General features: G+C 54.0%; 23 protein-coding genes and 1 other annotated feature. Of the genes, 12 read left to right on the top strand and 11 right to left on the bottom strand.

The window, feature by feature from the left end; translation table 11 throughout:
• Nucleotides 1-17 precede the first annotated feature (17 nt).
• Both HII27_RS06400 and HII27_RS06395 read left to right on the top strand, forming a co-directional pair.
• Nucleotides 18-2,075 carry a beta-galactosidase gene (locus HII27_RS06400; protein ID WP_185667116.1) on the top strand — a complete coding sequence of 686 codons (2,058 nt, stop codon included), beginning with the start codon at nt 18-20 and terminating at the stop codon, nt 2,073-2,075.
• Nucleotides 2,076-2,147: 72 nt separating this feature from the next.
• Entirely contained in the window at nt 2,148-2,462 is a 315-nt protein-coding gene (locus tag HII27_RS06395) for a glucose PTS transporter subunit EIIB (RefSeq protein WP_185667115.1), read from the top strand.
• A 202-nt stretch (nt 2,463-2,664) separates the two neighbouring features.
• On the opposite strand, the gene HII27_RS06390 is transcribed toward HII27_RS06395, so the two are convergent.
• On the bottom strand, nt 2,665-3,930 hold the full coding sequence (locus HII27_RS06390) for a maltoporin (RefSeq protein ID WP_185667114.1): 1,266 nt from the start codon (nt 3,928-3,930) through the stop codon (nt 2,665-2,667).
• Between the two features lie 269 nt (nt 3,931-4,199).
• Here HII27_RS06390 and HII27_RS06385 point away from each other — a divergent pair, with 269 nt between their 5' ends.
• From HII27_RS06385 to ykgO, 3 genes are all read left to right on the top strand, one after another.
• Nucleotides 4,200-5,273 (top strand): LacI family DNA-binding transcriptional regulator, encoded by a 1,074-nt coding sequence (locus HII27_RS06385; protein ID WP_185667113.1) that lies wholly within the window; start codon nt 4,200-4,202, stop codon nt 5,271-5,273.
• A gap of 120 nt (nt 5,274-5,393) precedes the next feature.
• The gene (locus tag HII27_RS06380) at nt 5,394-5,657 is read left to right on the top strand and encodes a type B 50S ribosomal protein L31 (protein WP_035891863.1); all 264 of its coding nucleotides are present in this window, start codon (nt 5,394-5,396) and stop codon (nt 5,655-5,657) included.
• On the top strand, nt 5,657-5,797 hold the full coding sequence (gene ykgO / locus HII27_RS06375) for a type B 50S ribosomal protein L36 (RefSeq protein WP_003859006.1): 141 nt from the start codon (nt 5,657-5,659) through the stop codon (nt 5,795-5,797). Before HII27_RS06380 ends, ykgO begins: the two co-directional genes overlap by 1 nt.
• On the opposite strand, the gene HII27_RS06370 is transcribed toward ykgO, so the two are convergent.
• Nucleotides 5,794-6,504 (bottom strand): GNAT family N-acetyltransferase, encoded by a 711-nt coding sequence (locus HII27_RS06370; protein ID WP_185667112.1) that lies wholly within the window; start codon nt 6,502-6,504, stop codon nt 5,794-5,796. The two genes, ykgO and HII27_RS06370, sit on opposite strands and share 4 nt — an antisense overlap.
• Before the next feature lie 104 nt (nt 6,505-6,608).
• Between HII27_RS06370 and pdxR the strand changes: the two genes are divergently transcribed.
• Nucleotides 6,609-8,066, top strand: coding sequence for a MocR-like pyridoxine biosynthesis transcription factor PdxR (gene pdxR, locus HII27_RS06365; protein ID WP_185667111.1), 1,458 nt, complete (start codon nt 6,609-6,611; stop codon nt 8,064-8,066).
• Here the strand turns inward: pdxR and HII27_RS06360 are convergent.
• The 6 genes from HII27_RS06360 to acrA all read right to left on the bottom strand — a co-directional run bounded on the left by HII27_RS06360 (nt 8,035) and on the right by acrA (nt 14,812).
• Nucleotides 8,035-8,505 carry a YlaC family protein gene (locus HII27_RS06360; protein ID WP_185667110.1) on the bottom strand — a complete coding sequence of 157 codons (471 nt, stop codon included), beginning with the start codon at nt 8,503-8,505 and terminating at the stop codon, nt 8,035-8,037. The two genes, pdxR and HII27_RS06360, sit on opposite strands and share 32 nt — an antisense overlap.
• 105 nt (nt 8,506-8,610) lie before the next feature.
• The gene (gene maa, locus HII27_RS06355) at nt 8,611-9,165 is read right to left on the bottom strand and encodes a maltose O-acetyltransferase (RefSeq protein ID WP_185667109.1); all 555 of its coding nucleotides are present in this window, start codon (nt 9,163-9,165) and stop codon (nt 8,611-8,613) included.
• 139 nt (nt 9,166-9,304) lie between these two features.
• Nucleotides 9,305-9,523, bottom strand: a complete 219-nt coding sequence (locus tag HII27_RS06350) for an HHA domain-containing protein (protein ID WP_064547995.1) — start codon at nt 9,521-9,523, stop codon at nt 9,305-9,307.
• Nucleotides 9,524-9,548: 25 nt separating this feature from the next.
• Nucleotides 9,549-9,923: an Hha toxicity modulator TomB gene (tomB, locus tag HII27_RS06345; protein ID WP_185667108.1), complete on the bottom strand. Its 375-nt coding sequence runs from the start codon at nt 9,921-9,923 to the stop codon at nt 9,549-9,551.
• A gap of 523 nt (nt 9,924-10,446) precedes the next feature.
• Complete coding sequence (gene acrB, locus HII27_RS06340; RefSeq protein WP_185667107.1) at nt 10,447-13,593, bottom strand: multidrug efflux RND transporter permease subunit AcrB; 3,147 nt, start codon at nt 13,591-13,593, stop codon at nt 10,447-10,449.
• 22 nt (nt 13,594-13,615) lie between these two features.
• Nucleotides 13,616-14,812: a multidrug efflux RND transporter periplasmic adaptor subunit AcrA gene (acrA, locus tag HII27_RS06335; protein ID WP_185667106.1), complete on the bottom strand. Its 1,197-nt coding sequence runs from the start codon at nt 14,810-14,812 to the stop codon at nt 13,616-13,618.
• A 142-nt stretch (nt 14,813-14,954) separates the two neighbouring features.
• On the opposite strand from acrA, the gene acrR reads away from it, so the two are divergent.
• A complete protein-coding gene (acrR, locus tag HII27_RS06330) occupies nt 14,955-15,623 on the top strand; it encodes a multidrug efflux transporter transcriptional repressor AcrR (protein ID WP_185667105.1) in 669 nt (222 codons plus the stop codon).
• A 102-nt stretch (nt 15,624-15,725) separates the two neighbouring features.
• On the top strand, nt 15,726-19,076 hold the full coding sequence (mscK, locus tag HII27_RS06325; RefSeq protein WP_185667104.1) for a mechanosensitive channel MscK: 3,351 nt from the start codon (nt 15,726-15,728) through the stop codon (nt 19,074-19,076).
• 30 nt (nt 19,077-19,106) lie between these two features.
• Here the strand turns inward: mscK and HII27_RS06320 are convergent, their stop codons facing one another.
• The 3 genes from HII27_RS06320 to priC all read right to left on the bottom strand — a co-directional run bounded on the left by HII27_RS06320 (nt 19,107) and on the right by priC (nt 20,822).
• Entirely contained in the window at nt 19,107-20,042 is a 936-nt protein-coding gene (locus HII27_RS06320) for an Rpn family recombination-promoting nuclease/putative transposase (RefSeq protein WP_185667103.1), read from the bottom strand.
• An 81-nt stretch (nt 20,043-20,123) separates the two neighbouring features.
• Nucleotides 20,124-20,282: a pleiotropic regulatory protein RsmS gene (gene rsmS, locus HII27_RS06315; RefSeq protein ID WP_185667102.1), complete on the bottom strand. Its 159-nt coding sequence runs from the start codon at nt 20,280-20,282 to the stop codon at nt 20,124-20,126.
• A 12-nt stretch (nt 20,283-20,294) separates the two neighbouring features.
• Nucleotides 20,295-20,822 (bottom strand): primosomal replication protein N'', encoded by a 528-nt coding sequence (priC, locus tag HII27_RS06310; protein WP_185667314.1) that lies wholly within the window; start codon nt 20,820-20,822, stop codon nt 20,295-20,297.
• Nucleotides 20,823-20,889: 67 nt separating this feature from the next.
• Between priC and HII27_RS06305 the strand changes: the two genes are divergently transcribed.
• From HII27_RS06305 to HII27_RS06290, 4 genes are all read left to right on the top strand, one after another.
• The gene (locus tag HII27_RS06305) at nt 20,890-21,267 is read left to right on the top strand and encodes a DUF454 family protein (RefSeq protein ID WP_185667101.1); all 378 of its coding nucleotides are present in this window, start codon (nt 20,890-20,892) and stop codon (nt 21,265-21,267) included.
• A 149-nt stretch (nt 21,268-21,416) separates the two neighbouring features.
• The gene (gene apt, locus HII27_RS06300; protein ID WP_035891847.1) at nt 21,417-21,968 is read left to right on the top strand and encodes an adenine phosphoribosyltransferase; all 552 of its coding nucleotides are present in this window, start codon (nt 21,417-21,419) and stop codon (nt 21,966-21,968) included.
• Nucleotides 21,969-22,060: 92 nt separating this feature from the next.
• Nucleotides 22,061-23,998: a DNA polymerase III subunit gamma/tau gene (gene dnaX / locus HII27_RS06295; RefSeq protein WP_185667100.1), complete on the top strand. Its 1,938-nt coding sequence runs from the start codon at nt 22,061-22,063 to the stop codon at nt 23,996-23,998.
• Nucleotides 23,328-23,392, top strand: a sequence feature (DnaX frameshifting element). It overlaps the preceding gene by 65 nt.
• Before the next feature lie 57 nt (nt 23,999-24,055).
• Nucleotides 24,056-24,388 (top strand): YbaB/EbfC family nucleoid-associated protein, encoded by a 333-nt coding sequence (locus HII27_RS06290; protein WP_052283815.1) that lies wholly within the window; start codon nt 24,056-24,058, stop codon nt 24,386-24,388.
• The last annotated feature ends 183 nt before the right edge of the window (nt 24,389-24,571 follow it).

The raw sequence follows: 24,571 nt of genomic DNA, 5'->3' as shown, positions 1-24,571 counted from the left end.
TTTTTCAGGATTTTATTATGCAAAAATTTCCGCCTTTGAGCCCAAAGGTTAATGCGTTATTGCATGGCGCAGATTATAACCCGGAACAGTGGGAGAATTATCCCGGTATTATCGACCAGGATATTACGATGATGCAGCAGGCAAATTGTAATGTCATGTCGGTGGGGATATTTAGCTGGGCCAAACTTGAACCGCAAGAGGGCGTATTTGAGTTTGGCTGGTTGGATGAGGTTATCGATAAACTGTATGCCGCAGGGATCCACGTCTTTTTAGCGACGCCGAGCGGCGCGCGGCCTGCATGGATGTCAAAAGCCTACCCGGAAGTGCTGCGCGTAGGGCGCGATCGGGTGCCTGCGCTGCACGGTGGCCGACATAACCACTGCATGACCTCGCCGGTTTACCGTGAAAAAACGCTGAAAATCAACACGCTGTTGGCGGAGCGTTATTCACAGCACCCGGCGGTGCTGGGCTGGCATATCTCTAACGAATACGGCGGTGAATGCCATTGCCCACGCTGCCAGGTGAAGTTCCGCGACTGGCTGAAGGCGCGCTACAAGACGCTGGATAACCTGAACCATGCCTGGTGGAGCACTTTCTGGAGCCATACTTACACCGACTGGCAGCAGATTGAGTCGCCGTCGCCGCAGGGTGAAGTCTCAATTCATGGTCTGAATCTTGACTGGCGGCGCTTTAACACCGCGCAGGTGACCGAATTTTGTCGTCATGAAATCGCGCCATTAAAGGCGGTGAACCCGGATCTGCCGGTGACCACCAACTTTATGGAGTATTTCTACGACTACGATTATTCACAGCTCGCCGAACCGCTGGACTTTATCTCCTGGGATAGCTACCCGATGTGGCATCGCGATAAAGACGAGACCACGCTGGCCTGCTATACCGCGATGTACCACGACATGATGCGCACCCTGAAGGGCGGCAAGCCGTTCGTGCTGATGGAGTCGACGCCGAGCGTGACGAACTGGCAGCCGACCAGCAAGCTGAAAAAACCGGGCATGCACATCCTCTCTTCGCTGCAGGCGGTGGCCCACGGTGCGGATTCGGTGCAGTACTTCCAGTGGCGTAAGAGCCGCGGTTCGGTGGAGAAATTCCACGGCGCGATTATTGACCACGTGGGGCATCTTGATACCCGCGTGGGCCGCGAGGTCAGCAAGCTGGGGAGTATTCTGAGCCAGTTGCCGGGCGTTGTCGGTTGTCGCACTGATGCGAAGGTCGCCATTATCTTTGACCAGCAGAGCCGCTGGGCGATGGATGATGCGCAGGGGCCGCGCAACAAGGGCATGGAGTATGAGCAGACGGTGAATGAGCACTACCGTCCGTTCTGGGAGCAGGGGGTTGCGGTCGATGTCATTGATGCTGACGGTGATCTGAGCGCCTATAAGCTGGTGATTGCACCGATGCTGTATATGGTACGCGACGGTTTTGCCGAGCGTGCCGAAGCCTTTGTCGCGAACGGCGGCCATCTGGTGACCACCTACTGGACGGGGATCGTGAATGAGAGCGATCTGTGCCACCTCGGCGGTTTCCCTGGCCCGTTGCGTAAGCTGTTGGGTATCTGGGCGGAAGAGATTGATTGCCTCGACGACGGCGAACGTAATCAGATTCAGGGGCTGGCGGGGAATATGGCCGGGCTGCAGGGGCCATACCAAGTGCGACACCTGTGCGAGCTGATTCACACCGAGACGGCGCAGGCGTTGGCCTCCTATCGTGATGATTTCTACGCAGGTCGCCCGGCGGTGACGGTGAATAGCGTTGGTAAGGGGAAAGCGTGGCATATTGCGTCTCGCAACGATCTGGCCTTCCAGCGTGATTTCTTCACTTCACTGATGGATGACCTGGCGCTGCCGCGAGCGGTGGCAAGCGACTTCCCGCCGGGGGTGGTCGCGACGGCGCGAACCGACGGTGAAAGCGCCTTTGTCTTTGTGCAGAACTTTACCGCGCAGACGCAGACTATCTCGCTGCCGGAAGGTTATGAACTTGCCGCTACGGGTGCCGATGCCAGCGGTGCACAGGTGCTTCAGCCCTGGGACTGCCGTATCGTTCGCCGTAAAGCTTAATCCGCTGTAATCCATAGCCTGCTCAACCGAGCAGGCTTTTTTACCTCTGTAGATAATTAAGGAGCGTCGAAGATGGTCAGCCTTAAATCTTTCCTGCACTACTTCTCCCAACCCAAGCCATCGGTGCCGTTAAGCGAGGGGGAGCAGCAGCAAATTCAGCGTCTGATTAACGCCTTTGGCGGTCAGAATAATATTGAGAATGTCGATGCCTGTATTACCCGCCTGCGCGTCACGGTAAAAGATTTGGCGGTGGTTGATTCTCAGGCGTTACAGAATGAAGGTGCGCTGGGGGTGATTATTCTGGGGCAGCAGGTGCACGCGATATTTGGCAAACAGTCTGATACGTTACGCCAGTTATTAGATGAGCATTTCGCTGGAAATAATTAACGGTACGGTCTGTTGTATTAATAACCCCGGTTTGATGCTGGGGTTTTTATTGCCTGAAATATAAAAAAAGGGATAACCCAATAATAGCGTTATCCCAAAGGCCAGATGATAGAAACAATGATGGAGTGGCAAATAGTAAAATTGTTGCCAATAACAGAAGATAGAATTAATGCAAAAATAATGACTCAGTCAGATAAACACATTACCACCAGGCTTCCACCTGCACACCGAAGTTCCAGGTATCGCTGGCAGTACCATCGTTAAACGCATTGCCCTGCTCAGAATCATTCAGATAAGAGGCAAATACGCGCAGCTCCGGACGAGACATAAAGTCTGGGCCGTCCGCCAGGCCTAATGCGATGGTGTATTTCTCGCCGCTCTGCTTATAGCTGGTGCCGTTGGTGTAAGAATCTTTCTGGTAGAAACCACCCACTTCACCGATTAAGCGTACGTACTCGGTGAACTGATACTGCGCACGACCAACCAGTGACACCAGACGTGATTTATCGGTGTATTCGGTGGTGTCATCCGCTGAACCATAAGTCAGCACATGGTTTAAGGAGAACTTGTCGGTAATCGGAATCAGGCCGGTGTTGATAACGCGGTAACCGGTGGCATCGTTGACGTTGTTCCACATGTCGTACCAACCGCCGCCCTGGGAGACCATGTTCTGCGCCAGGCCCTTATTCGCATACTGCAGCACCAGTTTGTTGTAGCCGCCGAACATATCCTGGCTGATTTCGCCGGTCAGCATCACGCCGTTGTCGGCATCATACAGGCCACCGTAATCTTTCTGCTTCTTGGTTGGGTTTGGCATGGCGTAGTCGATACCGAACTCAGTCCAGGCACCGCTCCATGGCTTCCAGCCCGCGTAGCGAAGGTCGATGTAGTTGATGTTGACATCGTTATCGCCATCTACGCGATAGTCGACATCGTTGGCGTCGCCGCGGATCCAGGCCAATGACACTGCGCCAGGGCCGACCGTGTAGTTTTCGATCCCGGCGCCGGAGCCGGAAATATTCCAGTATTTAGTATCAATGATGTGCAGATCGTGACGCTGGTAGTAGCGTTTACCGCCCCAAATCACCGCGTTCGGATCGCCTGGTACAAGCCCTTTGATCTGCAGGTTCAACTGGCGTAAACCAAACTGCGCATCGTCGTCTAACGTGGTTTCGTTATCGTTTGATCCATCGGAGACCATGCTGACCATCGAATCGAGGTAGAAGCTGACATCATTTTTCTTATACACCTCAGAACCGAGTTCCAGCTCACCGTAGGTGTCGGCTTCGTTCCCCAGACGACCCAGTTTATTTTTTTGCCATTCCTGCATTCCACCATCGCTAGAAACCCCCACGCCGGAGCGGAGGTAGCCGTGGAAATCAATCGGTACTGACGTTGCTGCCAGCAGTGAAGGTGAAGTCAGCGCAGTAGCCAACGCAATAGAAAGCGTGCGTAGGGTAGTTTTCATTGTTATCCTCATTTTGTTTTGTAGTACGTTCACATAACTTGTGTAATAAAATGCCTAAATGTAAAAACAGGCAAACATTTGATTCGCGATGTGTGATTAACTGCAAATAAATTAGCCATTTCTGACTGGTTGTGTAAGAGGGTTCTTATTGTGTTGGTGTGTGAGCGTATATCTTTTTTGTGTTATCGTATGCCATAAGTCAGGTCGGTAGACGTTTTTTGGGGTGACCCCTGTTACAATCTAGCGATAACAACATAAGGAACCGGACGATGAAGTCTAAAAGCGCAACTTTGGAAGATGTTGCTCGCCATGCGGGCGTCTCCTACCAGACTGTGTCCAGGGTACTCAATAAATCTGCCAATGTATCCGAAGCCACACGCCACAAGGTGGAGAAATCCATTGAGGTCCTCCGCTATGTCCCAAATAGACTGGCACAACAGCTGGTTGGAAAGACCAGTCAGACGCTTGGACTGGTCACCACTTCTCTGGCGCTGCACGCGCCTTCTCAGGTCGCAGCTGCGGTGAAACGCTATGCAAATCTGGAGGGGTATCAGGTACTGATTTCGATGATTGATGAGAGCGTCAATCATAGTATTCAGGATTCAATCAATGAGCTGAAATCGCAGCTGGTCAGCAAAGTGATTATCAACGTGCCGCTGGAGACCGAAACGGCGCAAAAAATCGCGGATGATAATGATGACATCGTCTGTCTTTTCCTCGACGTTGACCCCTACAGCTCCGTGTATAACGTTTCGTTTAACCCAGCGGATGGCACCCGTGCCAGCGTGAAATATTTGTATGAGTCCGGGCATCGTGAGATGGCTATCCTGGCCGGGCCGGTGAGTTCCGTTTCGGCTAATCTGCGTCTGAGGAGCTGGCTGGATACGCTGAACAGTTACGGCCTGAAGCCCGTCACCGTACTTCACGGTAACTGGGATGCGCAAAGCGGCTACGCCTGCGCGCTGCAGATGCTGCGCGAGACGCCAGATTTTTCAGCGGTGCTGGTGGGCAACGATCAGATGGCGCTGGGGGTATTGAGTGCGTTCCATCAGCATCAGGTGGCGATCCCCGGTGAAAAGTCGGTGATTGGCTACGATGACACCTATGAAAGTTCGTTCTTCTATCCGGCATTGACCACCGTCTCGCTTGACCTTGATTTGCAGGGTAAAGAGGCGGTGCGTCGTATTCTGGAGAGTGACGATAACGCCTCGTCGCGCACCTCATCCATTCTTCCGGCTCGCCTGGTCGTTCGCCACTCCACCGGGGCAAAAGTGGAGCAGGGCAAAGATCTGCAGGCGATTGCGGAGCAGTTGCGCGCCATCGCGCATCAGCTTAGCCGCTAACCTCTTTGTCCGGAGCGTGTTCTGCGCTCCGGCTATCCCCCTTTAATTTGTAGGGTTGCAAAGACTGGTTTCGCGGCGTATCGTAATTGTTATGTTATAACATATGATATCGAGGGTCAGATGAAAGCCAATATCCATCCCCATTACCGCACCGTGGTGTTTCATGACACCAGTGCCAACGAGTATTTCAAAGTAGGTTCGACCATAAAAACCGACCGGGAGATTGAGCTGGAAGGTGTGACATATCCGTATGTCACCATTGATGTGTCGTCCAAATCGCACCCGTACTACACCGGGAAACAGAGAACGGCCTCTACCGAGGGTAGCGTGGCGCGCTTCAGCCAGCGTTTTGGCCGCTTTATTGATGTGAAAAGAGGTTCATGATGCAGGTACTTAACTCATTGCGCAGCGCCAAACAGCGCCACCCGGATTGTCAGATAGTGAAACGCAAAGGGCGACTGTACGTTATCTGCAAGTCAAATCCTCGCTTTAAGGCCGTTCAGGGGCGTAAGAAGCGCCGTTAAGCGGACAACTGTCGCAGCGACTCCAGGGTGTGGCGTTGCTTGCCGTCGGCGGTAAAATTGTCGGCGGCAAGCCATTTCTGGAAGGCAGCGTTCAGCGCTGACCACTCACCGTCGATAATTGAAAACCAATCGGTATCGCGGTTATGACCTTTAATCACCAGCGCCTGGCGAAAATGACCTTCAAACTGGAAACCTAAACGCAGCGCGGCTTTGCGTGAGGGGTCATTGAAGCTGTTGCATTTCCACTCATAGCGGCGATAGCCCAGGGTATCGAACGCATAGCGCATCAGCAGCCATTGGGCTTCCGTAGACGCAGGCGTTCTGCTTAACAGCGGTGAGAAGTGGACGTGGCCGACTTCCATTACTCCATTATTCGGGTCGATGCGCATTAATGCCAGCGAACCGACCGGCAGATTGGTTTGCCTGTCGATGACCGCAAAATGAACCGGATCCTGCAGGTTTTCCACGCTCGCTACCCACCGACGATATTCCTCTACCGAACTTTCCGGCTCGCGCAGCAGCCACGTCCAGTTACGGGTATCCGTTGCCTGCTGGTGGGCGGCAAACAGCGCATCGGCGTGCACAAGGCTCAGCGGTTCAAGGCGGCAAAACTTCCCTTCCAGCACCACGCGCTCAGGACGTGGACGTGGCTGCCAGTCCGGCAGTGCATCGCCAATTAACTGACCAAATTGATTAAGCTGACTCATAACCTCTCCTTGGGGGAAATAAACAATACGCTGAGCGTAGGGGTTTACTGGTTCCATAAGAAGTGCCACCAGGTTATCTTTTGATGGTACCACGAGGAGCTGAGATGAATATTCCTGACGATCCCTTTTTTGCCCTGCTTTCCCGCGCGCTGCAGTCGCGTGGAACAGAGACGCTTCAGCGCAGCCTGTATGCTGCGCTGCGAGAGGCCATTATGCAGGGGCAACTCCAGGCGCAGAGTTGGCTGCCGGGTTCGCGAGCGATCGCCGAGCGGCTGCAGGTATCGCGTAATACAGTCAATGCTGCGCTGGAGCAGTTGACGATGGAAGGCTACCTGCGGCGAGACCGTCGGGGTTCGCGGGTGGCCGCGCTGCCGCAGCCGGAAAACCACAAGGCGTCGATACCGGCACCCGTCAAGCTTCCGTCACGGTTACAGCGGCTGCCGCAGGTGATGCCACGCGATACGCCGCCATTGTTGTTCACCCCCGGCACACCGGCCATTAACTATTTTCCCTTGCCGCTCTGGCGACGATTGCTTGACCGCGTCATGCGTGAAGAGGGGAGCTCGTTGCTTGGCTATGGCGATGCGGCAGGTGAGTGGCCGTTGCGGGTGGCGATAGCCCGCCATCTTGCGTTATCGCGCGGCATCGACTGCGATGCCCGGCAAATTGTCATCACTGAAGGAGCGCTGGAAGGCGTAAACCTGTGCACGCAGCTGCTTAGTGAACCGGGACAAACCGCCTGGGTAGAAGAGCCGGGTTATTTTGGTGCCAAAAGTGCATTTCTGGCGGCGGGATTAGCGCTGGAAACGGTACCGGTGGATGAAGAAGGCATGCAGATTGCCGTCAATCTGCCACCACCGACGATGATCTTTACCTCTCCCTCTCACCAGTATCCCATTGGCAGCGTGCTCAGCGCGACGCGGCGTCTTGCGCTGCTGGACTATGCCCGTCAGCATGGGGCGTGGATCGTTGAGGATGACTACGACAGTGAATTTCGCTTTAGCGGCGAGCCGATTCCGGCTATGCGCGGAATGGTCGATAACGCCCCAGTGGTCTACCTGGGGACTTTCAGTAAGACGCTGTTCCCGTCGCTGCGCATTGGGTTTATGGTGCTGCCATCAATGCTGGTTGAGGTGGCGCAGCCTGCCATACGTGCTCTATTGCGCGGTGGACACCGTGCCGAGCAGCGTGCGCTGGCCTGTTTTATTGAAGAGGGGCACTATGCGCGCCATCTGGCGGCGATGCGTCGTCTTTATCGTAAACGCCAGGCGCAGCTGCATGATGCGTTGGAGCAGGAACTGACCGTTCCGCATCAACTGATGGCAGGAGAAGGGGGGCTACATATGACGGTAGCTATTGACGGGATTGATGACGTGGCTCTGGTGCGTCAGGCGCGGCTGCATCAGATGGCGCCCAGTGCGCTCAGCAGCTTTTATCTTAACCGCCAACAGGCGCAAACCGGGCTGGTGCTGGGCTATGGCAATACGTCCGCATCGCAGTTTACGACGGCGATACGGACGTTACAGCGGCTTATTCTGCCGCTTCGGCGCGGGCAAGGGTGAAGACATCGTAGAACGACAGTTCGCCCTTGGTGGAGACCATTTTCTGTAGTTGGGCCTTCGCCTGGCCGTCTACGCGGGCGGAGTTCAGGATCCGCTCGACCAGCTGTTTGGGGACAAAGCGGGTGTTGTACCACTCGCCGTTGTAGCAGACGCGGAAATCCAGGACGTCAATATCTTCATAGCGGTAGCGCGGATAGACGTCGAAAAAGAAGAAGCCGTTCAACAGCGCAAACAGCAGCCATAGCAGCCAGACGGTATCGGCCAGGGTTTCAGAGCGCATCATCACTACGAGCGTTGCGAAGAACGCAAGGTACATGGCGATGAATAGACCTGGGTGGTTGCGGATAAAGCTGATGCTAAAGCGCGGCCGGTTGTCGCGCTTTTCAGTCACGTTTAGTTCATCAATGGTTTGCGTGAGTAATCGCTGGATCTCTGACATCTTTTGCTCGGCAACGAAGGGCGGAATAGCCTATTGTATGTTGCGTCAATCAATACAGAAAGTAACAGATCGGTTGCAAAAAAGCATAACAGTCCGTGTCTGTTATCAGGCTAACATTTTGATGACGTTAGCGGGATTACCACCGACGACGGCATTTGCTGGCACATCTTTAACCACAACTGCACCAGAAGCTATAACCGCGTTATCACCAATGGTCACGCCGGGATTAATCACCGCTCGTCCACCAATCCACACATTATGACCAATCTTCACCGGTTTGCCATATTCAATGCCGCTGTTGCGTTCGGTCGCATCAAGCGGATGGGTGGCGGTGTAGATATGGACGCCAGGGGCCAGCATACAGTTATCGCCGATATAAATTGGGCAGACATCGAGCATCACGCAGTCGAAATTTGCGTAGAAGTTGGTACCGAGATGGATATTGTAGCCGTAGTCGCAGCGGAATGTCGGTTCGATATAGGCATCATGGGGTTTGCCTAATAGCTCCGTCAACAACGCTGCCCGTTCAGATTTCTCGTCCGGCTCGGTATGGTTATACCGATGGATAAGGTGCCGGGCGTGTAGCCGGTCCATTCTCAGCGTGTCATCAGCCGGGCGATAATATTCACCCGCAATCATCTTACGTTTTTCTTCACTCATAGGGCCTCCTGTACGGGAAGCCATCACCATAAAAGGCGAACAGATATTTGGGAACGTTCCCGATTCATCGTTGTGATACAAATCACAGAGATTCGACAAAATACACGGAGTGGGATACGTGCCTGTAAATGAATAAAAATTAACGAATATACTTCCAGACGGTTGAAGGAATTTTGTCGTACAGTTTATTCATGGTCAATTCAGCCAGACGATGATCGGCCGCTGAGTAAAATACCGCCAGTTCGTTATCGGACAGTTCATATTTATTTTTTTCAATGACACGTTCTAACGTATCAATTGACTGACAGCGTCGTAGACGCATCAAATAATCAGTTTTAGTTAATGGTTTATCAGACATAATTCACCCATTGATTGTAATAATTTTAACAAGAGAGGCTAACAGGGTTAGCTCGGCTAGCGTTGACGAAACAGCGGAAAAGTTTGTTCCCTGACTTACGCCATTTTTGCAGGTCGCTGCTATTAATGCCGTAGTTACCGAACAACATGAAAGTATCATCCAGATATTCGTCGATCTGCGCAATCAGTTTATTATCTTCGTCGTACTTAATTTTATAATTAAGTGCAAACGTTGCAATATGTTCAATCAGCTCATTAAGCTGCAGGTTAACCGCCGAGGTAGGGTCATTCACCCAACCATGGTTGCTCTCTTCAAGCGTGACAAGACAGTCATGATACAGGGTTTCACAAAGAAACTTAAGCTGTGCGATATCGTGTCTTTTTGGTGAGTATTCGTCCATAACGCATCCCCCTGATTGCAGTTCAAACAACGAGTAACAAATACCGGTGTGGGATGGGTACTACTGATTAACCTGAAACATGCACGTGTTCCCGATCTGCAGTAACTATAATCTACTCCGCAAAAGATTTCACCGAGCTATTACGAAAAATTACAATTAAGTCTCAAATGGTTAGTTTTTTTATAAACAATGACCGGGCAGGGCGGGCATAGACCCCGCGATATCATACTTTCGCATGATAAAGATAACATTCATAGACTTAGACCGTTGGTGCTGCGATGTCGTTCGATTAAATATTATAGGATTATTCTTAATTTGTTTCTGTCGTCGGGGGAGCTACAGATTATTCAAAATGAATTAAAGACAAATCTCAATAAAGCGAGATAGGAGAGGGGACTATATTTTAATATATAGGGTAACCACAATATCTATTTTTTTATGATTGATTAAAAAACAGACACTCGTGCTGCTGGCGTAAGGATAAAAAAAGGGCCGCAATAGCGGCCCTTTCGATAGCATAGCTTTAGTGATGCTCTACTTTATGGCTGTGCTCGAGGTCTTCGTTTTTACGGCTGAAACGACGACGTACAACCACGAAGAACACCGGTACGAAGAAGATAGCCAGAACGGTTGCTGTCACCATCCCGCCCATTACGCCGGTACCAACGGCGTTCTGCGCACCGGAGCCTGCACCAGAGCTGATAACCAGCGGCATTACGCCGAGGATAAACGCCAGCGAGGTCATCAGGATTGGGCGCAGACGCATACGTACGGCTTCCAGCGTCGCTTCAATCAGCCCTTTGCCTTCTTTATCCATCAGGTCTTTGGCGAATTCAACGATCAGTATCGCGTTCTTCGCCGACAGGCCAATGGTGGTCAACAGGCCCACCTGGAAGTAAACGTCGTTAGTTAACCCGCGAAGCGTTGCTGCCAACAGCGCACCAACCACCCCCAGTGGAACAACCAGCATAACCGAGAACGGAATAGACCAGCTCTCATACAACGCTGCCAGACACAGGAAGACGACAATCAGCGAGATGGCGTACAGGGCAGGGGCCTGGTTACCAGACAGACGTTCCTGGTAGGACATCCCCGTCCAGTCGTAGCCGATACCCGCAGGCAGTTTACCCGCCAGTTCTTCCATCAGGTTCATGGCTTCACCGGTACTCTTACCTTCAGCCGCCTGACCCAGAATTTCCATGGATGGCAGACCGTTGTAACGTTCCAGACGCGGTGAACCGTATTCCCAACGTGAGGTAGAGAAGGCGGAGAACGGCACCATCTGACCATCGCTACCGCGAACGTACCATTTGCCAATATCTTCCGGCAGCATACGGTATTTCGCTTCGGACATCAGGTACACCTTCTTCACACGACCGCGGTCGATGAAGTCGTTGACGTAGCTACCGCCCCAGGCCGTGCCGAGAGTGGTATTGATGTCGCTGATGGAAACGCCCAGCGCCTGCGCTTTTTCCTGATCGATATCGATCTTGAACTGCGGCGTATCTTCCAGGCCGTTAGGACGCACGCCGGTCAGCACGTCAGGGTGCTGGGCAATCATCCCGAACAGCTGGTTACGCGCCTGGGTCAGTTTTTCGTGGCCCAGACCCGCCTGGTCGATCAGCTGGAAGTCGAAGCCGGTAGCGGTACCCAGTTCTACGATAGCTGGCAGGTTAAAGGCGAACACCATCGCATCTTTAATCGTCGAGAAGTAGCCCATCGCACGGCCGGTAATCGCTTCAACTTTGTTTTCGGCGCCCGGACGTTCACTCCAGTCTTTCAGCGACACGAAGGCGATACCGGTGTTCTGGCCGCGACCCGCGAAGCCGAAGCCGTTTACGGCAAAGACGGATTCAACGTTGTTCTTCTCTTTGGTGAGATAGTAATTGGTCATCTCATCCAGCACTTTCTGCGTACGTTCCTGGGTCGCACCGGCAGGCAGCTGCGCCATGCTCAGGAATACGCCCTGGTCTTCGTCTGGCAGGAAGGAGCTTGGCAGACGCACGAACAGGTATGCCATGCCAACCACGATGATCAGATACAGCAGCAGGTAACGACCGGTGCTGCGCAGGATGTTGCCTACGCTATCGGTGTAATGGTGCGTGCTCTTCTCGAACATGTTGTTGAACCAACCGAAGAAGCCTTTGGTAGAACCGTGGCTGCCTTTGGCGATTGGCTTCAGCATCGTGGCACACAGTGCCGGCGTCAGGATCAACGCCACCAGTACCGACAGCGCCATCGCGGAAACGATGGTGATGGAGAACTGGCGATAGATTGCCCCGGTGGAACCACCGAAGAAGGCCATCGGGATAAATACCGCTGACAGCACCATCGCGATACCCACCAGTGCGCCCTGAATCTGGCCCATGGATTTACGCGTTGCTTCTTTCGGCGGCAGCCCCTCTTCGGCCATCACACGCTCGACGTTCTCGACCACCACGATGGCGTCATCCACCAGAAGGCCGATGGCGAGCACCATCCCGAACATCGTTAGGGTGTTTATCGAGAAGCCAAACGCGGCAAGTACCGCAAAGGTCCCGAGCAGTACCACCGGCACCGCGATAGTTGGGATCAGCGTTGCACGGAAGTTCTGCAGGAACAGATACATCACCAGGAACACCAGGATGATCGCCTCGACCAGCGTTTTCACCACTTCGTGAATTGAGATCTTAACGAACGGGGTGGTGTCGTATGGGTAAACGATTTTCAGGCCTGACGGGAAGAACGGCTCCATTTTCGCCAGTTCAGCGCGAATCGCGTTCGCGGTGTCCAGGGCGTTTGCGCCGGTCGCCAGTTTAATACCCAGACCGGAAGCCGGCTGGCCGTTAAACTTCGCTACCACGTCATAGCTTTCGCCGCCGAGCTCAATTTTCGCCACGTCGCGCAGGCGAACCTGCGAACCGTCCTGGTTAACCTTCAGCAGAATGTTGCCAAACTCTTCGGTATTCGTCAGACGGGTCTGCGCCACGATAGAGGCGTTCAACTGCTGGCCAGGTACAGGCGGCGTACCACCTAATTGGCCTGCCGCCACCTGGGCGTTCTGTGCTTTCAGCGCGCTAATAACATCCACTGGCGTCAACTGGAAGTTATTCAGTTTGTTCGGGTCCATCCAGATACGCATCGCGTACTGGGAACCGAACAGCTGAACGTCGCCCACGCCGCTAGTACGGCTGATGGCGTCCTTCATGTTGGCCGCAACGTAGTCGGAAATATCGTCCTGGTTCATGGTGCCGTTGGTGTTGATAACACCAACAACCATCAGGAAGCTGCTGGAGGCTTTTTCAACGCTGATGCCCTGCTGCTGAACTTCCTGCGGCAGAAGCGGCGTCGCCAGAGCGAGCTTGTTCTGTACCTGTACCTGAGCGATGTCCGGATCGGTACCGGATTCGAAGGTCAGGGTAATGGTTGCGGTACCGGTGGAGTCGCCGTTGGAGGACATGTACATCAGGTGATCGATACCGTTCATGTTCTGTTCGATAACCTGAGTAACAGTGTTCTGCACCGTTTCGGCGTCAGCACCGGGATACATGGCCGTGATCGAAATCGCAGGCGGCGCAATCGTTGGATATTGCGCTACCGGCAATTTGAGGATCGATAGCCCCCCAGCCAGCATGATAATAATGGCGATCACCCACGCAAATATGGGGCGATCGATAAAGAAATTAGGCATGTCTTAACGGCTCCTGTTTAAGTTAAGACTTGGTTTGTTCTGACTGAGCGGCGCCAGCGGCAGCTTGCTGTTTATCGTCAGAAGTGACTTCCTGGGCTTTAACCTGCACGCCCGGTTTCACTTTTTGCAGACCGCTGATAATCACGCGATCGCCGTCTTTCAAACCACCCGTCACCAGCCATTTGTCGCCAATCGCCTGGCTTGCAACGATCTGACGAACTTCGACTTTATCGCCTTCACCCACAACCATGGCGCTCGCATCGCCACGCGGCGTACGGGTTACACCCTGCTGGGGAACCAGCAGCGCGGTTGGGTTGGTCCCTTCTTCCAGACGTGCGCGAACAAACATGCCCGGCAGCAGCGTATGGTCAGGGTTAGGGAAGATGGCGCGCAGCGTGATAGAACCGGTGGTCTGGTCAACGGTGACGTCAGAGAACTCTAACGTCCCGCTCTGCGGATACTTGATGCCGTCGTTGGTCACCAGGTCCACTTTCGCTTTCCCGTTTTCCTGTTTCAGTTTGCCGTCTGCCAACTCCTGCTTCAGACGCAGGAAATCATTGCTGGACTGGGTCACATCAACATAGATAGGGGCGAGCTGCTGAACGGTAGCCAGTGCGGTCGCTTGACCGTTCTGGACCAGCGCGCCTTCGGTGACCGACGATTTACCAATGCGACCGCTGATAGGCGAAGTCACTTTGGTATAGGCCAGGTTGATACGCGCGGTTTCAACGGCGGCTTTTGCGGCCAGAACGGCGGCGTTAGCCTGCTGAGCATCCGCAACGGCAGTATCGTAATCCTGACGGCTGATGTACTGAGTACCCAGCAGTTTGGAGTAACGATTGACGGTCAGTTTGGCGATATTGGCAGCCGCTTCCGCTTTCGCTAAGTCACCTTTCGCGCTTTCATAGGATGCCTGATAGGTTGCCGGATCAATCTGATAGAGCGACTCGCCCGCCTTGATGTCGCCACCTTCGATAAAGTTGCGCTTCAGAATAATCCCGCTGACCTGCGGGCGAACTTCTGCGACACGATAGGCGTTGGTGCGGCCTGGCAGTTCCGTCGTGATTACAAGAGGTTCAGATTTGAGCGTCACCACGCCCACTTCTGGCATGTGTTGCGCTCCTTGCTGAGCTGGTTTGTCGTCACATCCTGTTAGCGCTAAGCTGCCTGAGAGCATCAGAACGACCGCCAGAGGCGTTAACCCTCTGTTTTTGTTCATATGTAAACCTCGAGTGTCCGATTTCAAATTGATCAATGGAACAAGCGTCCACAAACCCATTGCTGCGTTTGTATTATCGTCATACTATGGTACATACATTCATAAATGTATGTAAATCTAACCCCTGCAAATTCACCGACCTATGGCACGAAAAACCAAAGAAGAAGCGCTGGCTACGCGTCAGCACATACTGGATGTCGCCCTACGGTTGTTCTCACAGCAGGGGGTATCATCCACCTCACTCGCCGAGATTGCAAAAGCGGCAGGGGTGACGCGTGGCGCAATTTACTGGCATTTTAAGGATAAGTCGGATCTCTTTAATGAAATCTGGGCGTTATCAGAGTCCAGCATCGGCGATCTTGAAATTGAGTATCGGGCAAAATTCCCCGGTGATCCACTCTCAGTTTTGAGAGAAATCTTAGTTTATATTCTAGTTGCCACGGTTATCGAAGAGCGCCGACGATTGATGATGGAAATCATTTTTCACAAATGTGAGTTTGTCGGTGAAATGGCCGTAGTGCAACAGGCCCAGCGTAATTTATGTTTAGAAAGTTACGATCGGATTGAACAGACGTTAAATGACTGTGTCACGGCGAAGGTTTTACCGGCAAATTTGTTAAGTCGCCGGGCGGCGATTTTAACCCGCAGCTATATTTCAGGGTTAATGGAAAACTGGCTGTTTGCCCCGACCTCCTTCGATCTGAGGGCCGAGGCTGAGTCCTACGTGGCTATCCTGCTTGAGATGTACCAATTTTGTCCAACGTTACGCGACGAAAAAGACCTCCCTTGTTCTAAGGATTACCAGGAATAATCCTGGCTGCCCTGGCTATTCGCCTGTAGCCAGAAGTGCTATTCTGCGCCGGTATTTATCTCCGGCATGCCGCCGGCTTTAGCCACCACACATGTTAAGATTATGCTGCATAACATCCGCCCTCGGGCCACGATCTCTGCATTTCTCATTATTGCTGTCTGTTTTGTGCTATCTATCGCCGCGGTACAAGCCCGTGCGCTGAACGGCACCGATATTCCTGACCGTTCTGACGTCCAGGATCAGCTTAACGCGCTGAACAATAAAAAAGACCTGACTCCTCAGGAAAAGCTGGTTCAGCAGGATCTGACGGAAACGCTGCAGTTGCTCGATAAAATCGACAGCGTTAAGGCGGAAAGTACCCAGCTACAAAAGCAGATTGATCAGGCGCCCATTAAGCTGCGCCAGGCTACCGACAATCTGAATGACATCAGCGATGTCGATAACGATGATGAGACGCGTAAAACACTGAGCACCCTGTCGCTGCGCCAGCTTGAAGCCCGCGTGTCCCAAGCGGTGGACGATTTACAAAATGCGCAAAACGACCTGGCCACCTATAACAGCCAGCTCGTCTCCCTGCAAACCCAGCCTGAACGCGTACAGAACGCGATGAACTCTGCCTCTCAGCAACTGCTGCAGGTGCGTAACAGCCTGAATGGCAGCACCGTCGGCGATGGTCTGCGTCCTACCCAGCAGACGATGCTGCAGGTGCAAAAAACGTTACTCGACGCGGAGATTGAGCTTCAGCGTAAGAGCCTGGCTGGCAATACGGTATTGCAGGACTCCCTGCAGAAGCAGCGCGACTACGTGACCGCCTACAGTACCCGGCTTGAGCATCAGCTTCAGCTGCTGCAGGAGGCGGTCAACAGTAAGCGCCTGATGTTGTCGGAAAAAACAGCCGCCGAGAACGCCACACCGGAAGAGACCGCCCGTATCCAGGGCAACCCGCTGGTAAAGCAAGAGCTCGAAATCAACCATCAGCTGAGCCAGAAATTGATTACCGCAACCGAAAGCGGCAACCAGTTGGTGCAGCAGAATATTAAGGTAAAAACCTGGCTCGACCGTGCGCTGCAGTCCGAACGTAACGTCAAAGAGCAGATTGCGGTACTGAAGGGCAGCCTGCTGCTGTCGCGTATTCTTTATCAGCAGCAGCAGACGTTACCGTCGGCGGATGAGCTGGAGGACATGACCACCCGGATCGCCGACCTGCGTCTTGAGCAGTTCGAGATTAACCAGCAACGCGACACCCTGTTCCAGAGCGATGATTTTGTCGCCAAGCTGGAAGAGGGACACAGTAACGAAGTTGACAGCGAAGTGCATGATGCGCTGCTGCAAATCGTCGACGCTCGTCGCGAAATGCTGGACCTGATCAACAAACAATTGGGTAACCAGCTGATGATGGCTATCAACCTGCAGGTTAACCAGCAGCAGTTGATGAGCGTCTCCAAAAGCCTGAAATCGATTCTGACCCAGCAAATTTTCTGGGTGAACAGCAACCGTCCGATGGACTGGGACTGGATTAAATCGTTCCCTGAAGCGCTGAAGAGCCAGTTCAAATCGATGAAAATCACCGTGAACTGGGAAAAAGCGTGGCCTGCCGTGTTCATTGCTTTCCTCGCCGGGCTTCCGCTGCTGCTGATTGCCGGGCTGATTCGCTGGCGACTACAGTGGCTGCGCAGCTATCAGGATAAGCTCGGCGATCAGGTGGGTAATCTGCGTAATGACAGCCAACTGCATACGCCGAAGGCGATTCTCATCGATCTCATCCGTGCGCTGCCGGTGGTGCTGATCATTCTGGCGATAGGCCTGATTCTGCTGACCATGCAGCTCAATATCAGCGCGCTGTTGTGGGCGTTCAGTAAAAAACTGGCGATTTACTGGCTGGTCTTCGGCCTGTGCTGGAAAGTGCTGGAGAAAAACGGCGTTGCCGTCCGCCACTTCAATATGCCGGAACACCTCACCAGCCACTGGCGTCGCCAGATTGTGCGCATCAGCATCGCGCTGCTGCCGCTGCACTTCTGGTCGGTGGTGTCGGAACTTTCCCCGCTCAACTTGATGGACGACGTGCTGGGGCAGTTTGTTATTCTGCTAAACCTGTTGGTGATTGCGGTGCTGACGTGGCCGATGTGTCGCGAAAGCTGGCGTGATAAAGAGTCGCACAGCCTGCGACTGCTGACGGTGACGGTGCTGTCGCTGGTGCCGGTGGGGCTGATGGTGCTCACCGCGACCGGTTACTTCTATACCACGCTGCGTCTTTCCGGCCGCTGGATTGAAACGGTCTATCTGGTTATTTTCTGGAACCTACTGTACCAGACGGTACTGCGCGGTTTGAGCGTGGCGGCTCGCCGCATTGCCTATCGTCGTGCGGTTGCCCGTCGCCAGAATCTGGTGAAAGAGGGGGCAGAAGGGGCCGAACCGCAGGAAGAGCCGACGATTGCGCTGGAGCAGATCAACCAGCAGACGCTGCGTATTACCATGCTGGTGATGGTCGCGCTGTTTGGCCTGATGTTCTGGGCTATCTGGTCTGATTTAATCACCGTATTCAGCTACCTCGACAGCATTACGCTCTGGCACTACACCGGCACCGAAGCGGGGACCAGCGTGGTGAAAGACGTCACCATGGGCAGCCTGCTGTTTGCCATTATTGCCTCGATGGTGGCCTGGGCGCTGATTCGCAACCTGCCGGGTCTGCTGGAAGTGCTGGTGCTCTCAAGGCTCAATATGCGCCAGGGGGCCTCGTATGCCATCACCACCGTGCTGAACTACGCCATTATCGCCGTGGGGGCGATGACCGTGTTTGGTTCGCTCGGAGTATCGTGGGATAAACTGCAGTGGCTTGCCGCCGCGCTGTCGGTTGGTCTGGGCTTTGGCTTACAGGAAATTTTCGGTAATTTCGTCTCCGGCCTGATTATTCTGTTCGAACGCCCGGTACGCATTGGCGATACGGTGACCATTGGCACTTTCTCGGGGACGGTCAGCAAGATCCGTATCCGTGCAACCACCATCACCGATTTTGACCGCAAAGAGGTGATCATCCCGAACAAAGCGTTCGTTACCGAGCGCCTGATCAACTGGTCATTGAGTGATACCACCACCCGCGTGGTGATCCGCCTCGGCGTGGCCTATGGGTCCGATCTCGACAAGGTGAAAAAGGTGCTGCTGCAGGCGGCAACCAGCCACCCGAAAGTGATGCACGATCCGGAACCGTCAGTTTTCTTCACCACCTTCGGTGCCAGCACGCTGGATCACGAGTTGCGTTTGTATGTGCGCGAACTGCGTGACCGTAGCTATACCGTGGATGAACTGAACAGGACTATCGATCGTCTGTGTCGCGAAAACGACATCAATATCGCCTTCAACCAACTCGAAGTGCATCTGCACAATGAGAAGGGGGATGTGGTGACGGAAGTGAAACGTGACGCTAAAACCGACGGCCAGGATTTGGTTGCGGATTAAAGCATTAAGGGCGGCGGGAGCCGCCCTTTACTATTCTGCTTGTGCCGTAAGGTCGTCGGCGTTTAATCCGGTCAACTGCTGAACCAGCGCGGCGGAGAGTCCGGCATTCAGCATGTTTCGCGCAATCTTCTGCGCTTCATCGCGCCGCCCCAGCGCTTCGCCTTGCTCCATTCCTTGCTCTATTCCCTGAACAATCCCTTTCTTCCGTCCCTCTTCGGCTAGCCATTCGGCAATGGTCATCAGCTGCTCCTTATGCTGTGGTGAATATTGCGCCAGTGTGCAGAGTAACGCTTCCGGGTGAGATGCACTACCCGCTTGTAGCATATAGGCGATCAGCGCTTCCAACTGTGAGGGCGTTAGCCAATTCTCTATCAGTAAGGCACCCAGTTGTTCTTGTAAAGAGGCCAGATCGCGCTGGCGGATGTGCTTAAACAACAGTTTCAGCATCGCCATGCGCTGATGGGCCATGATTTCGCTGTCCGGTATCACGGTGATATCGACCAGGGGAAAATCCTGGGTGTAGAGGCGATGTGCCAGCGTGGCGTTGTCGAACAGTTCAAGCCAGTTCATACGATACGGCCAGGGGCTGATACTGCCGTGATAAAACAGCATGGGGATGACCAGTGGCAGAGTGCTATGCCCGGCGTCCAGATGCTGCTGCATGGCCGCGAGGGTATAGCGCATCAGGCGAAAGGGCATCAGTTTATCCGGCGTGCTTTGATGTTCAATCAGCACGTAGATATAGCCCGGCCCGTCGCGGGTTTGCAGCGCGTAGAGAATATCGGAATAGCTGGCGCGCAGGTTTTCTTCAACAAAGCTGCCGGAGGCGAGCTGAAGTGTCTCAAGATGACATTGCGCGAGCAGTTCGCAGGGAAGGTGCGCCTGTAAGAAATCTCGCGCTATCGCTTTATGGCGTAAAAACTGCTTAAAAATGGCGTCGTGCGGCGTCGCCGAATAGATTTTCATGATGTTCCGTCATCCCCTGTCCTGGAATGGCTGAGAAGATGCCACAGGTAATGACGGTGATGCAGTCCATCGTTTTGCGTTTTACGCGCCGCCTTCCGCGTTTTTCAGCTTATTGATGTAATCGTTGCGCACCATCTCCAGCGCGCTTAGCACTATCTCCGGGGCGATCTCGTTGCTCTCCAGCAGTTCAATCAGATCCACCGCCAGTTTGACATCATCGGGGGCGCTTTCCAGCGACATAGCTTCTCCTTGTTAGCGCGTGATGCGCGCCAGTATGCGTTCAATATCTTCCAGCGCTTCGCGGCAGCGGGTGAGGCGGCCATCAAAGGCGGTGATTTCGCGGGCCAGACGCTGCTGATCCTCAAGCGTTGTAGCCTGTTGGTACTGTTGCTGACGCTGTTGTTTCATCTCCAGTAGACGGCGTTCAAAATCTTGCGTTTCCAGCCGTTTGCGCTGCCAGCGGCGCAGGCCGGGCGAGGGGCTATCCCAGACGCGCAGCGACCAGGCTTCACTTTCACGGCTGATGGCCTCAATCTGGGCCGCCAGACGTTCAGCAAGCCAGGCTACCTGCGGCAGCTGCTGCTGTTCCACTGCGTGTTTTAGCTCCTCAAAATGGGCGTATGCCTCGTCGAGATAGCCCTGCATTTTGGTGCTGCGGGTCTGGAAAAGCTGACGGTCAAAGCGTGCGCTCAGCGTGGCATGGGCTGCCAGCGGCGTAATCTGCGTCTGAAGCCGTGTAAGCTGTTGTTCCAGCGTTTGTAAAAGCCGCGCCGTTTTCACCGGATTCTCCCCTTGATGGTTATCGGCTATGCTAGAGTAGCAGACCCACTTGATAACGATTCGCATTATGCAGCGTACTATTTTAATCATTATTGGCTGGCTGGCGGTAGTCCTTGGCACCATTGGCGTGGTATTGCCTCTGCTGCCAACCACGCCGTTTATTCTGCTTGCCGCCTGGTGCTTTGCGCGCTCTTCGCCGCGCTTTCATCATTGGCTGCTGTATCGTTCCTGGTTTGGCGGCTATTTACGCCACTGGCAGCGCTATAAAGCCATGCCACCGGGGGCAAAACCGCGGGCGATTATCGTGATTTTACTGACCTTTGGCGTTTCGCTGTGGTTGGTCGATATGGTATGGGTTCGGCTGCTCCTGCTGACGATTCTCTGCGGGTTACTGATTTTCCTCTGGCGCATTCCGGTGGTTGATGCAGAACAACAAAACGGATGAACCGCATTTATGGTGTTGCAATTCTACGAGCTAGCCAGTAAATTCTGGCGTTTTCGAGCACAGGCGCGCCCGGTTAAAAATTGAGCAGTATCCGTTTTTAACCCGTTTTGCTCGCCTTGAGTAACACTGTTTTAATCAGGCACAAACCTATGACCGCAACTGCACAGCAGCTTGAATATCTGAAGAACAGCATCCAGAGCATCCAGGATTATCCAAAACCTGGCATTCTTTTCCGAGATGTCACCAGCTTACTGGAAGACCCGAAAGCCTACGCGCTCAGCATTGAACTGCTGGTCGAAAAGTACAAAGACGCCGGTATTACCAAAGTCGTGGGTACCGAAGCGCGTGGTTTCCTGTTTGGCGCGCCGGTCGCGCTGGCGATGGGCGTAGGTTTTGTCCCGGTGCGTAAACCGCGCAAACTGCCGCGTGAAACGATCGCCGAAAGCTACGAGCTGGAGTACGGTACCGATCAACTGGAGATCCACGTTGATGCGATCAAAGCTGGCGATAAAGTGCTGGTGGTCGACGATCTGCTGGCAACCGGCGGGACTATTGAAGCGACGGTTAAACTGATCCGTCGTCTGGGTGGCGAAGTGCACGATGCGGCCTTCATCATCAACCTGTTCGATCTGGGCGGCGAACAGCGCCTGGAAAAACAGGGTATCACCAGCTATAGCCTGGTGAATTTCCCGGGTCACTAAGCATTTCCCGATACATAGCCTCGCCGATCCGGCGGGGCTGTGGTAGCATTACCCCCTCGTGAATCCACCTTCCAGCGTTTCAGAGCCTGCCAATGAGTTATCAGGTCTTAGCCCGAAAATGGCGCCCACAAACCTTTGCTGACGTCGTCGGCCAGGAACATGTGCTGACCGCACTGGCGAACGGCTTATCGTTAGGGCGCATTCATCACGCATACCTTTTTTCCGGCACCCGTGGGGTGGGGAAAACCTCTATCGCCCGTCTGCTGGCGAAGGGGCTTAACTGCGAAACCGGCATCACCGCCACGCCGTGCGGCGTGTGTGATAACTGCCGCGAAATAGAACAGGGGCGCTTTGTCGATCTGATTGAGATCGATGCTGCCTCGCGAACCAAAGTCGAAGATACCCGAGATCTACTGGATAACGTCCAGTACGCGCCCGCACGCGGTCGCTTTAAGGTCTATCTGATCGACGAAGTGCACATGCTCTCGCGCCATAGCTTTAATGCGCTGTTAAAGACGCTTGAAGAGCCGCCTGCGCACGTCAAATTCCTGCTGGCCACGACCGATCCGCAAAAGCTGCCGGTCACCATTCTGTCGCGCTGCTTGCAGTTCCACCTGAAGGCGCTGGACGTTGAGCAAATTCGTCATCAACTGGAACATATCCTTGATGAGGAGCATATCGCTCACGAACCTCGCGCCCTGCAGCTGTTGGCGCGTGCGGCGGACGGCAGCCTGCGCGATGCGTTAAGTCTGACCGATCAGGCAATTGCCAGCGGTGAAGGCCAATTGACCGCCGTGTCGGTCAGTGAAATGCTTGGTACCCTTGATGACGATCAGGCGCTGTCGCTGATTGAAGCCCTGGTGGTGGCCAACGGCGAACGCGTGATGGAGCTGGTCAACGATGCTGCGCTGCGCGGCGTTGACTGGGAAGCCTTGTTGGTTGAGATGCAAAGCCTGCTGCATCGTATTGCGATGGTTCAGCTGTCGCCTGCGGCGCTCGGCAGCGATATGGCCGCCGTGGAGCAGCGGATGCGCAATCTTGCGCGCACCGTGCCGCCAACTGACGTGCAATTGTACTATCAGACGATGCTGATTGGCCGTAAAGAGCTGCCGTATGCACCGGACCGTCGGATGGGCATTGAGATGACGCTGCTGCGCGCACTGGCGTTCCATCCCAATGCGCCACTGCCGGAGCCGGAAAGGCCGCCGCAGACCTTTGCGCCGGCTGCTGCGCCAATGACGCAACAGCAGCCACCGATGCAGACCTCTGCGCCGATGACGCCGCCACCTGCCGCTCCGCTTCCTGATTCAACCAATCAGGTGCTGGCTGCGCGTCGTCAGCTGCAACAGCAGCAGGGCAATCAGGGAGTAAACACCCCAAAAAAGAGTGAACCGGCAGCCGCTTCCCGCGCGCGGCCGGTGAACAGTGCTGCGCTGGAAAGACTGGCCTCGGTAACGGAACGCGTTCAGGCGCGTCCGGCTCCGGCCGCATTGACCCAGCCGGCGGCGAAGAAAGAGGCATACCGCTGGAAAGCGACCACGCCTGCTGATGAAGTGAAAAAAGAGGAAGTCGCCACGCCGAAAGCGCTGAAGAAAGCGCTGGAGCATGAGAAAACGCCAGAACTGGCGGCCAAGTTGGCGGTGGAATCTTTAGAACGCGACCCGTGGGCGGCCGAGGTGAGTCAGATGGCGCTGCCGAAGCTCGTCGAACAGGTGGCGCTCAACGCGTGGAAAGAGCAGAACGGTAACGCGGTGTGCCTGCATTTGCGTCCTACGCAGCGGCATCTGAATTCGCCCGGTGCGCAGCAAAAGCTGACCGAGGCGTTAAGCACTTTATATGGCGCGCCTGTTGAATTGACCATCGTGGAAGATGATAATCCGGCGGTGCGCACGCCGCTGGAGTGGCGACAGGCCATCTATGAAGAGAAGCTCGCGCAGGCGCGCGAGTCGATTATCGCGGATAATAACATTCAGACGCTGCGCCGATTCTTCGACGCGGACCTGGATGAAGAGAGTATCCGCCCCATTTGACCGCAAGCGCTGCTTACGGTCGTTATTGTTTAACGTGACCTACTGAGAGAGAAGCCTATGTTTGGTGGTAAAGGCGGTCTGGGTAACCTGATGAAACAGGCCCAGCAGATGCAAGACAAAATGCAGAAAATGCAGGAAGAAATCGCCCAGCTGGAAGTAACCGGTGAATCTGGCGCAGGTCTGGTCAAAGTGACCATCAACGGTGCACACAACTGCCGTCGCGTGGAAATCGATCCAAGCCTGCTGGAAGACGACAAAGACATGCTGGAAGATCTGGTCGCTGCAGCGTTCAACGATGCGGCACGTCGCATTGATGAAACTCAGAAAGAGAAAATGGCTTCTGTATCCTCCGGTATGCAGCTGCCACCAGGCTTCAAGATGCCGTTCTGATGTTCCCGGTAAGCGGGGCAATAGCGCCGCTTACCGACTACTCCCAGTCTTTTTGATAAATATTCCCCTTTTTTTCTATAATCTCTGCATTATAAATCGCTCAAGCATTAATGTAATGAATTAAATTTACCACTTCTATATATTCGATATTTTCGCGCCGCCATTGCCTCCTGAATAATAAAA

Source organism: Kluyvera sichuanensis (genome assembly GCF_014218705.1).
GTDB lineage: Bacteria > Pseudomonadota > Gammaproteobacteria > Enterobacterales > Enterobacteriaceae > Kluyvera > Kluyvera sichuanensis.
The sequence above is the reverse complement of the archived record's forward strand: the minus strand, read 5'-3'. Positions and strand labels throughout refer to the sequence as shown.

What these genes read in the sequence shown, in the direction of transcription:
- HII27_RS06400 (WP_185667116.1), top strand. Translation starts at nt 18, where the DNA reads ATGCAAAAATTTCCGCCTTTGAGCCCAAAGGTTAATGCGTTATTGCAT.
- HII27_RS06395 (WP_185667115.1), top strand. Translation starts at nt 2,148, where the DNA reads ATGGTCAGCCTTAAATCTTTCCTGCACTACTTCTCCCAACCCAAGCCA.
- HII27_RS06390 (WP_185667114.1), bottom strand. Translation starts at nt 3,930, where the DNA reads ATGAAAACTACCCTACGCACGCTTTCTATTGCGTTGGCTACTGCGCTG.
- HII27_RS06385 (WP_185667113.1), top strand. Translation starts at nt 4,200, where the DNA reads ATGAAGTCTAAAAGCGCAACTTTGGAAGATGTTGCTCGCCATGCGGGC.
- HII27_RS06380 (WP_035891863.1), top strand. Translation starts at nt 5,394, where the DNA reads ATGAAAGCCAATATCCATCCCCATTACCGCACCGTGGTGTTTCATGAC.
- ykgO (WP_003859006.1), top strand. Translation starts at nt 5,657, where the DNA reads ATGCAGGTACTTAACTCATTGCGCAGCGCCAAACAGCGCCACCCGGAT.
- HII27_RS06370 (WP_185667112.1), bottom strand. Translation starts at nt 6,504, where the DNA reads ATGAGTCAGCTTAATCAATTTGGTCAGTTAATTGGCGATGCACTGCCG.
- pdxR (WP_185667111.1), top strand. Translation starts at nt 6,609, where the DNA reads ATGAATATTCCTGACGATCCCTTTTTTGCCCTGCTTTCCCGCGCGCTG.
- HII27_RS06360 (WP_185667110.1), bottom strand. Translation starts at nt 8,505, where the DNA reads ATGTCAGAGATCCAGCGATTACTCACGCAAACCATTGATGAACTAAAC.
- maa (WP_185667109.1), bottom strand. Translation starts at nt 9,165, where the DNA reads ATGAGTGAAGAAAAACGTAAGATGATTGCGGGTGAATATTATCGCCCG.
- HII27_RS06350 (WP_064547995.1), bottom strand. Translation starts at nt 9,523, where the DNA reads ATGTCTGATAAACCATTAACTAAAACTGATTATTTGATGCGTCTACGA.
- tomB (WP_185667108.1), bottom strand. Translation starts at nt 9,923, where the DNA reads ATGGACGAATACTCACCAAAAAGACACGATATCGCACAGCTTAAGTTT.
- acrB (WP_185667107.1), bottom strand. Translation starts at nt 13,593, where the DNA reads ATGCCTAATTTCTTTATCGATCGCCCCATATTTGCGTGGGTGATCGCC.
- acrA (WP_185667106.1), bottom strand. Translation starts at nt 14,812, where the DNA reads ATGAACAAAAACAGAGGGTTAACGCCTCTGGCGGTCGTTCTGATGCTC.
- acrR (WP_185667105.1), top strand. Translation starts at nt 14,955, where the DNA reads ATGGCACGAAAAACCAAAGAAGAAGCGCTGGCTACGCGTCAGCACATA.
- mscK (WP_185667104.1), top strand. Translation starts at nt 15,726, where the DNA reads ATGCTGCATAACATCCGCCCTCGGGCCACGATCTCTGCATTTCTCATT.
- HII27_RS06320 (WP_185667103.1), bottom strand. Translation starts at nt 20,042, where the DNA reads ATGAAAATCTATTCGGCGACGCCGCACGACGCCATTTTTAAGCAGTTT.
- rsmS (WP_185667102.1), bottom strand. Translation starts at nt 20,282, where the DNA reads ATGTCGCTGGAAAGCGCCCCCGATGATGTCAAACTGGCGGTGGATCTG.
- HII27_RS06305 (WP_185667101.1), top strand. Translation starts at nt 20,890, where the DNA reads ATGCAGCGTACTATTTTAATCATTATTGGCTGGCTGGCGGTAGTCCTT.
- apt (WP_035891847.1), top strand. Translation starts at nt 21,417, where the DNA reads ATGACCGCAACTGCACAGCAGCTTGAATATCTGAAGAACAGCATCCAG.
- dnaX (WP_185667100.1), top strand. Translation starts at nt 22,061, where the DNA reads ATGAGTTATCAGGTCTTAGCCCGAAAATGGCGCCCACAAACCTTTGCT.
- HII27_RS06290 (WP_052283815.1), top strand. Translation starts at nt 24,056, where the DNA reads ATGTTTGGTGGTAAAGGCGGTCTGGGTAACCTGATGAAACAGGCCCAG.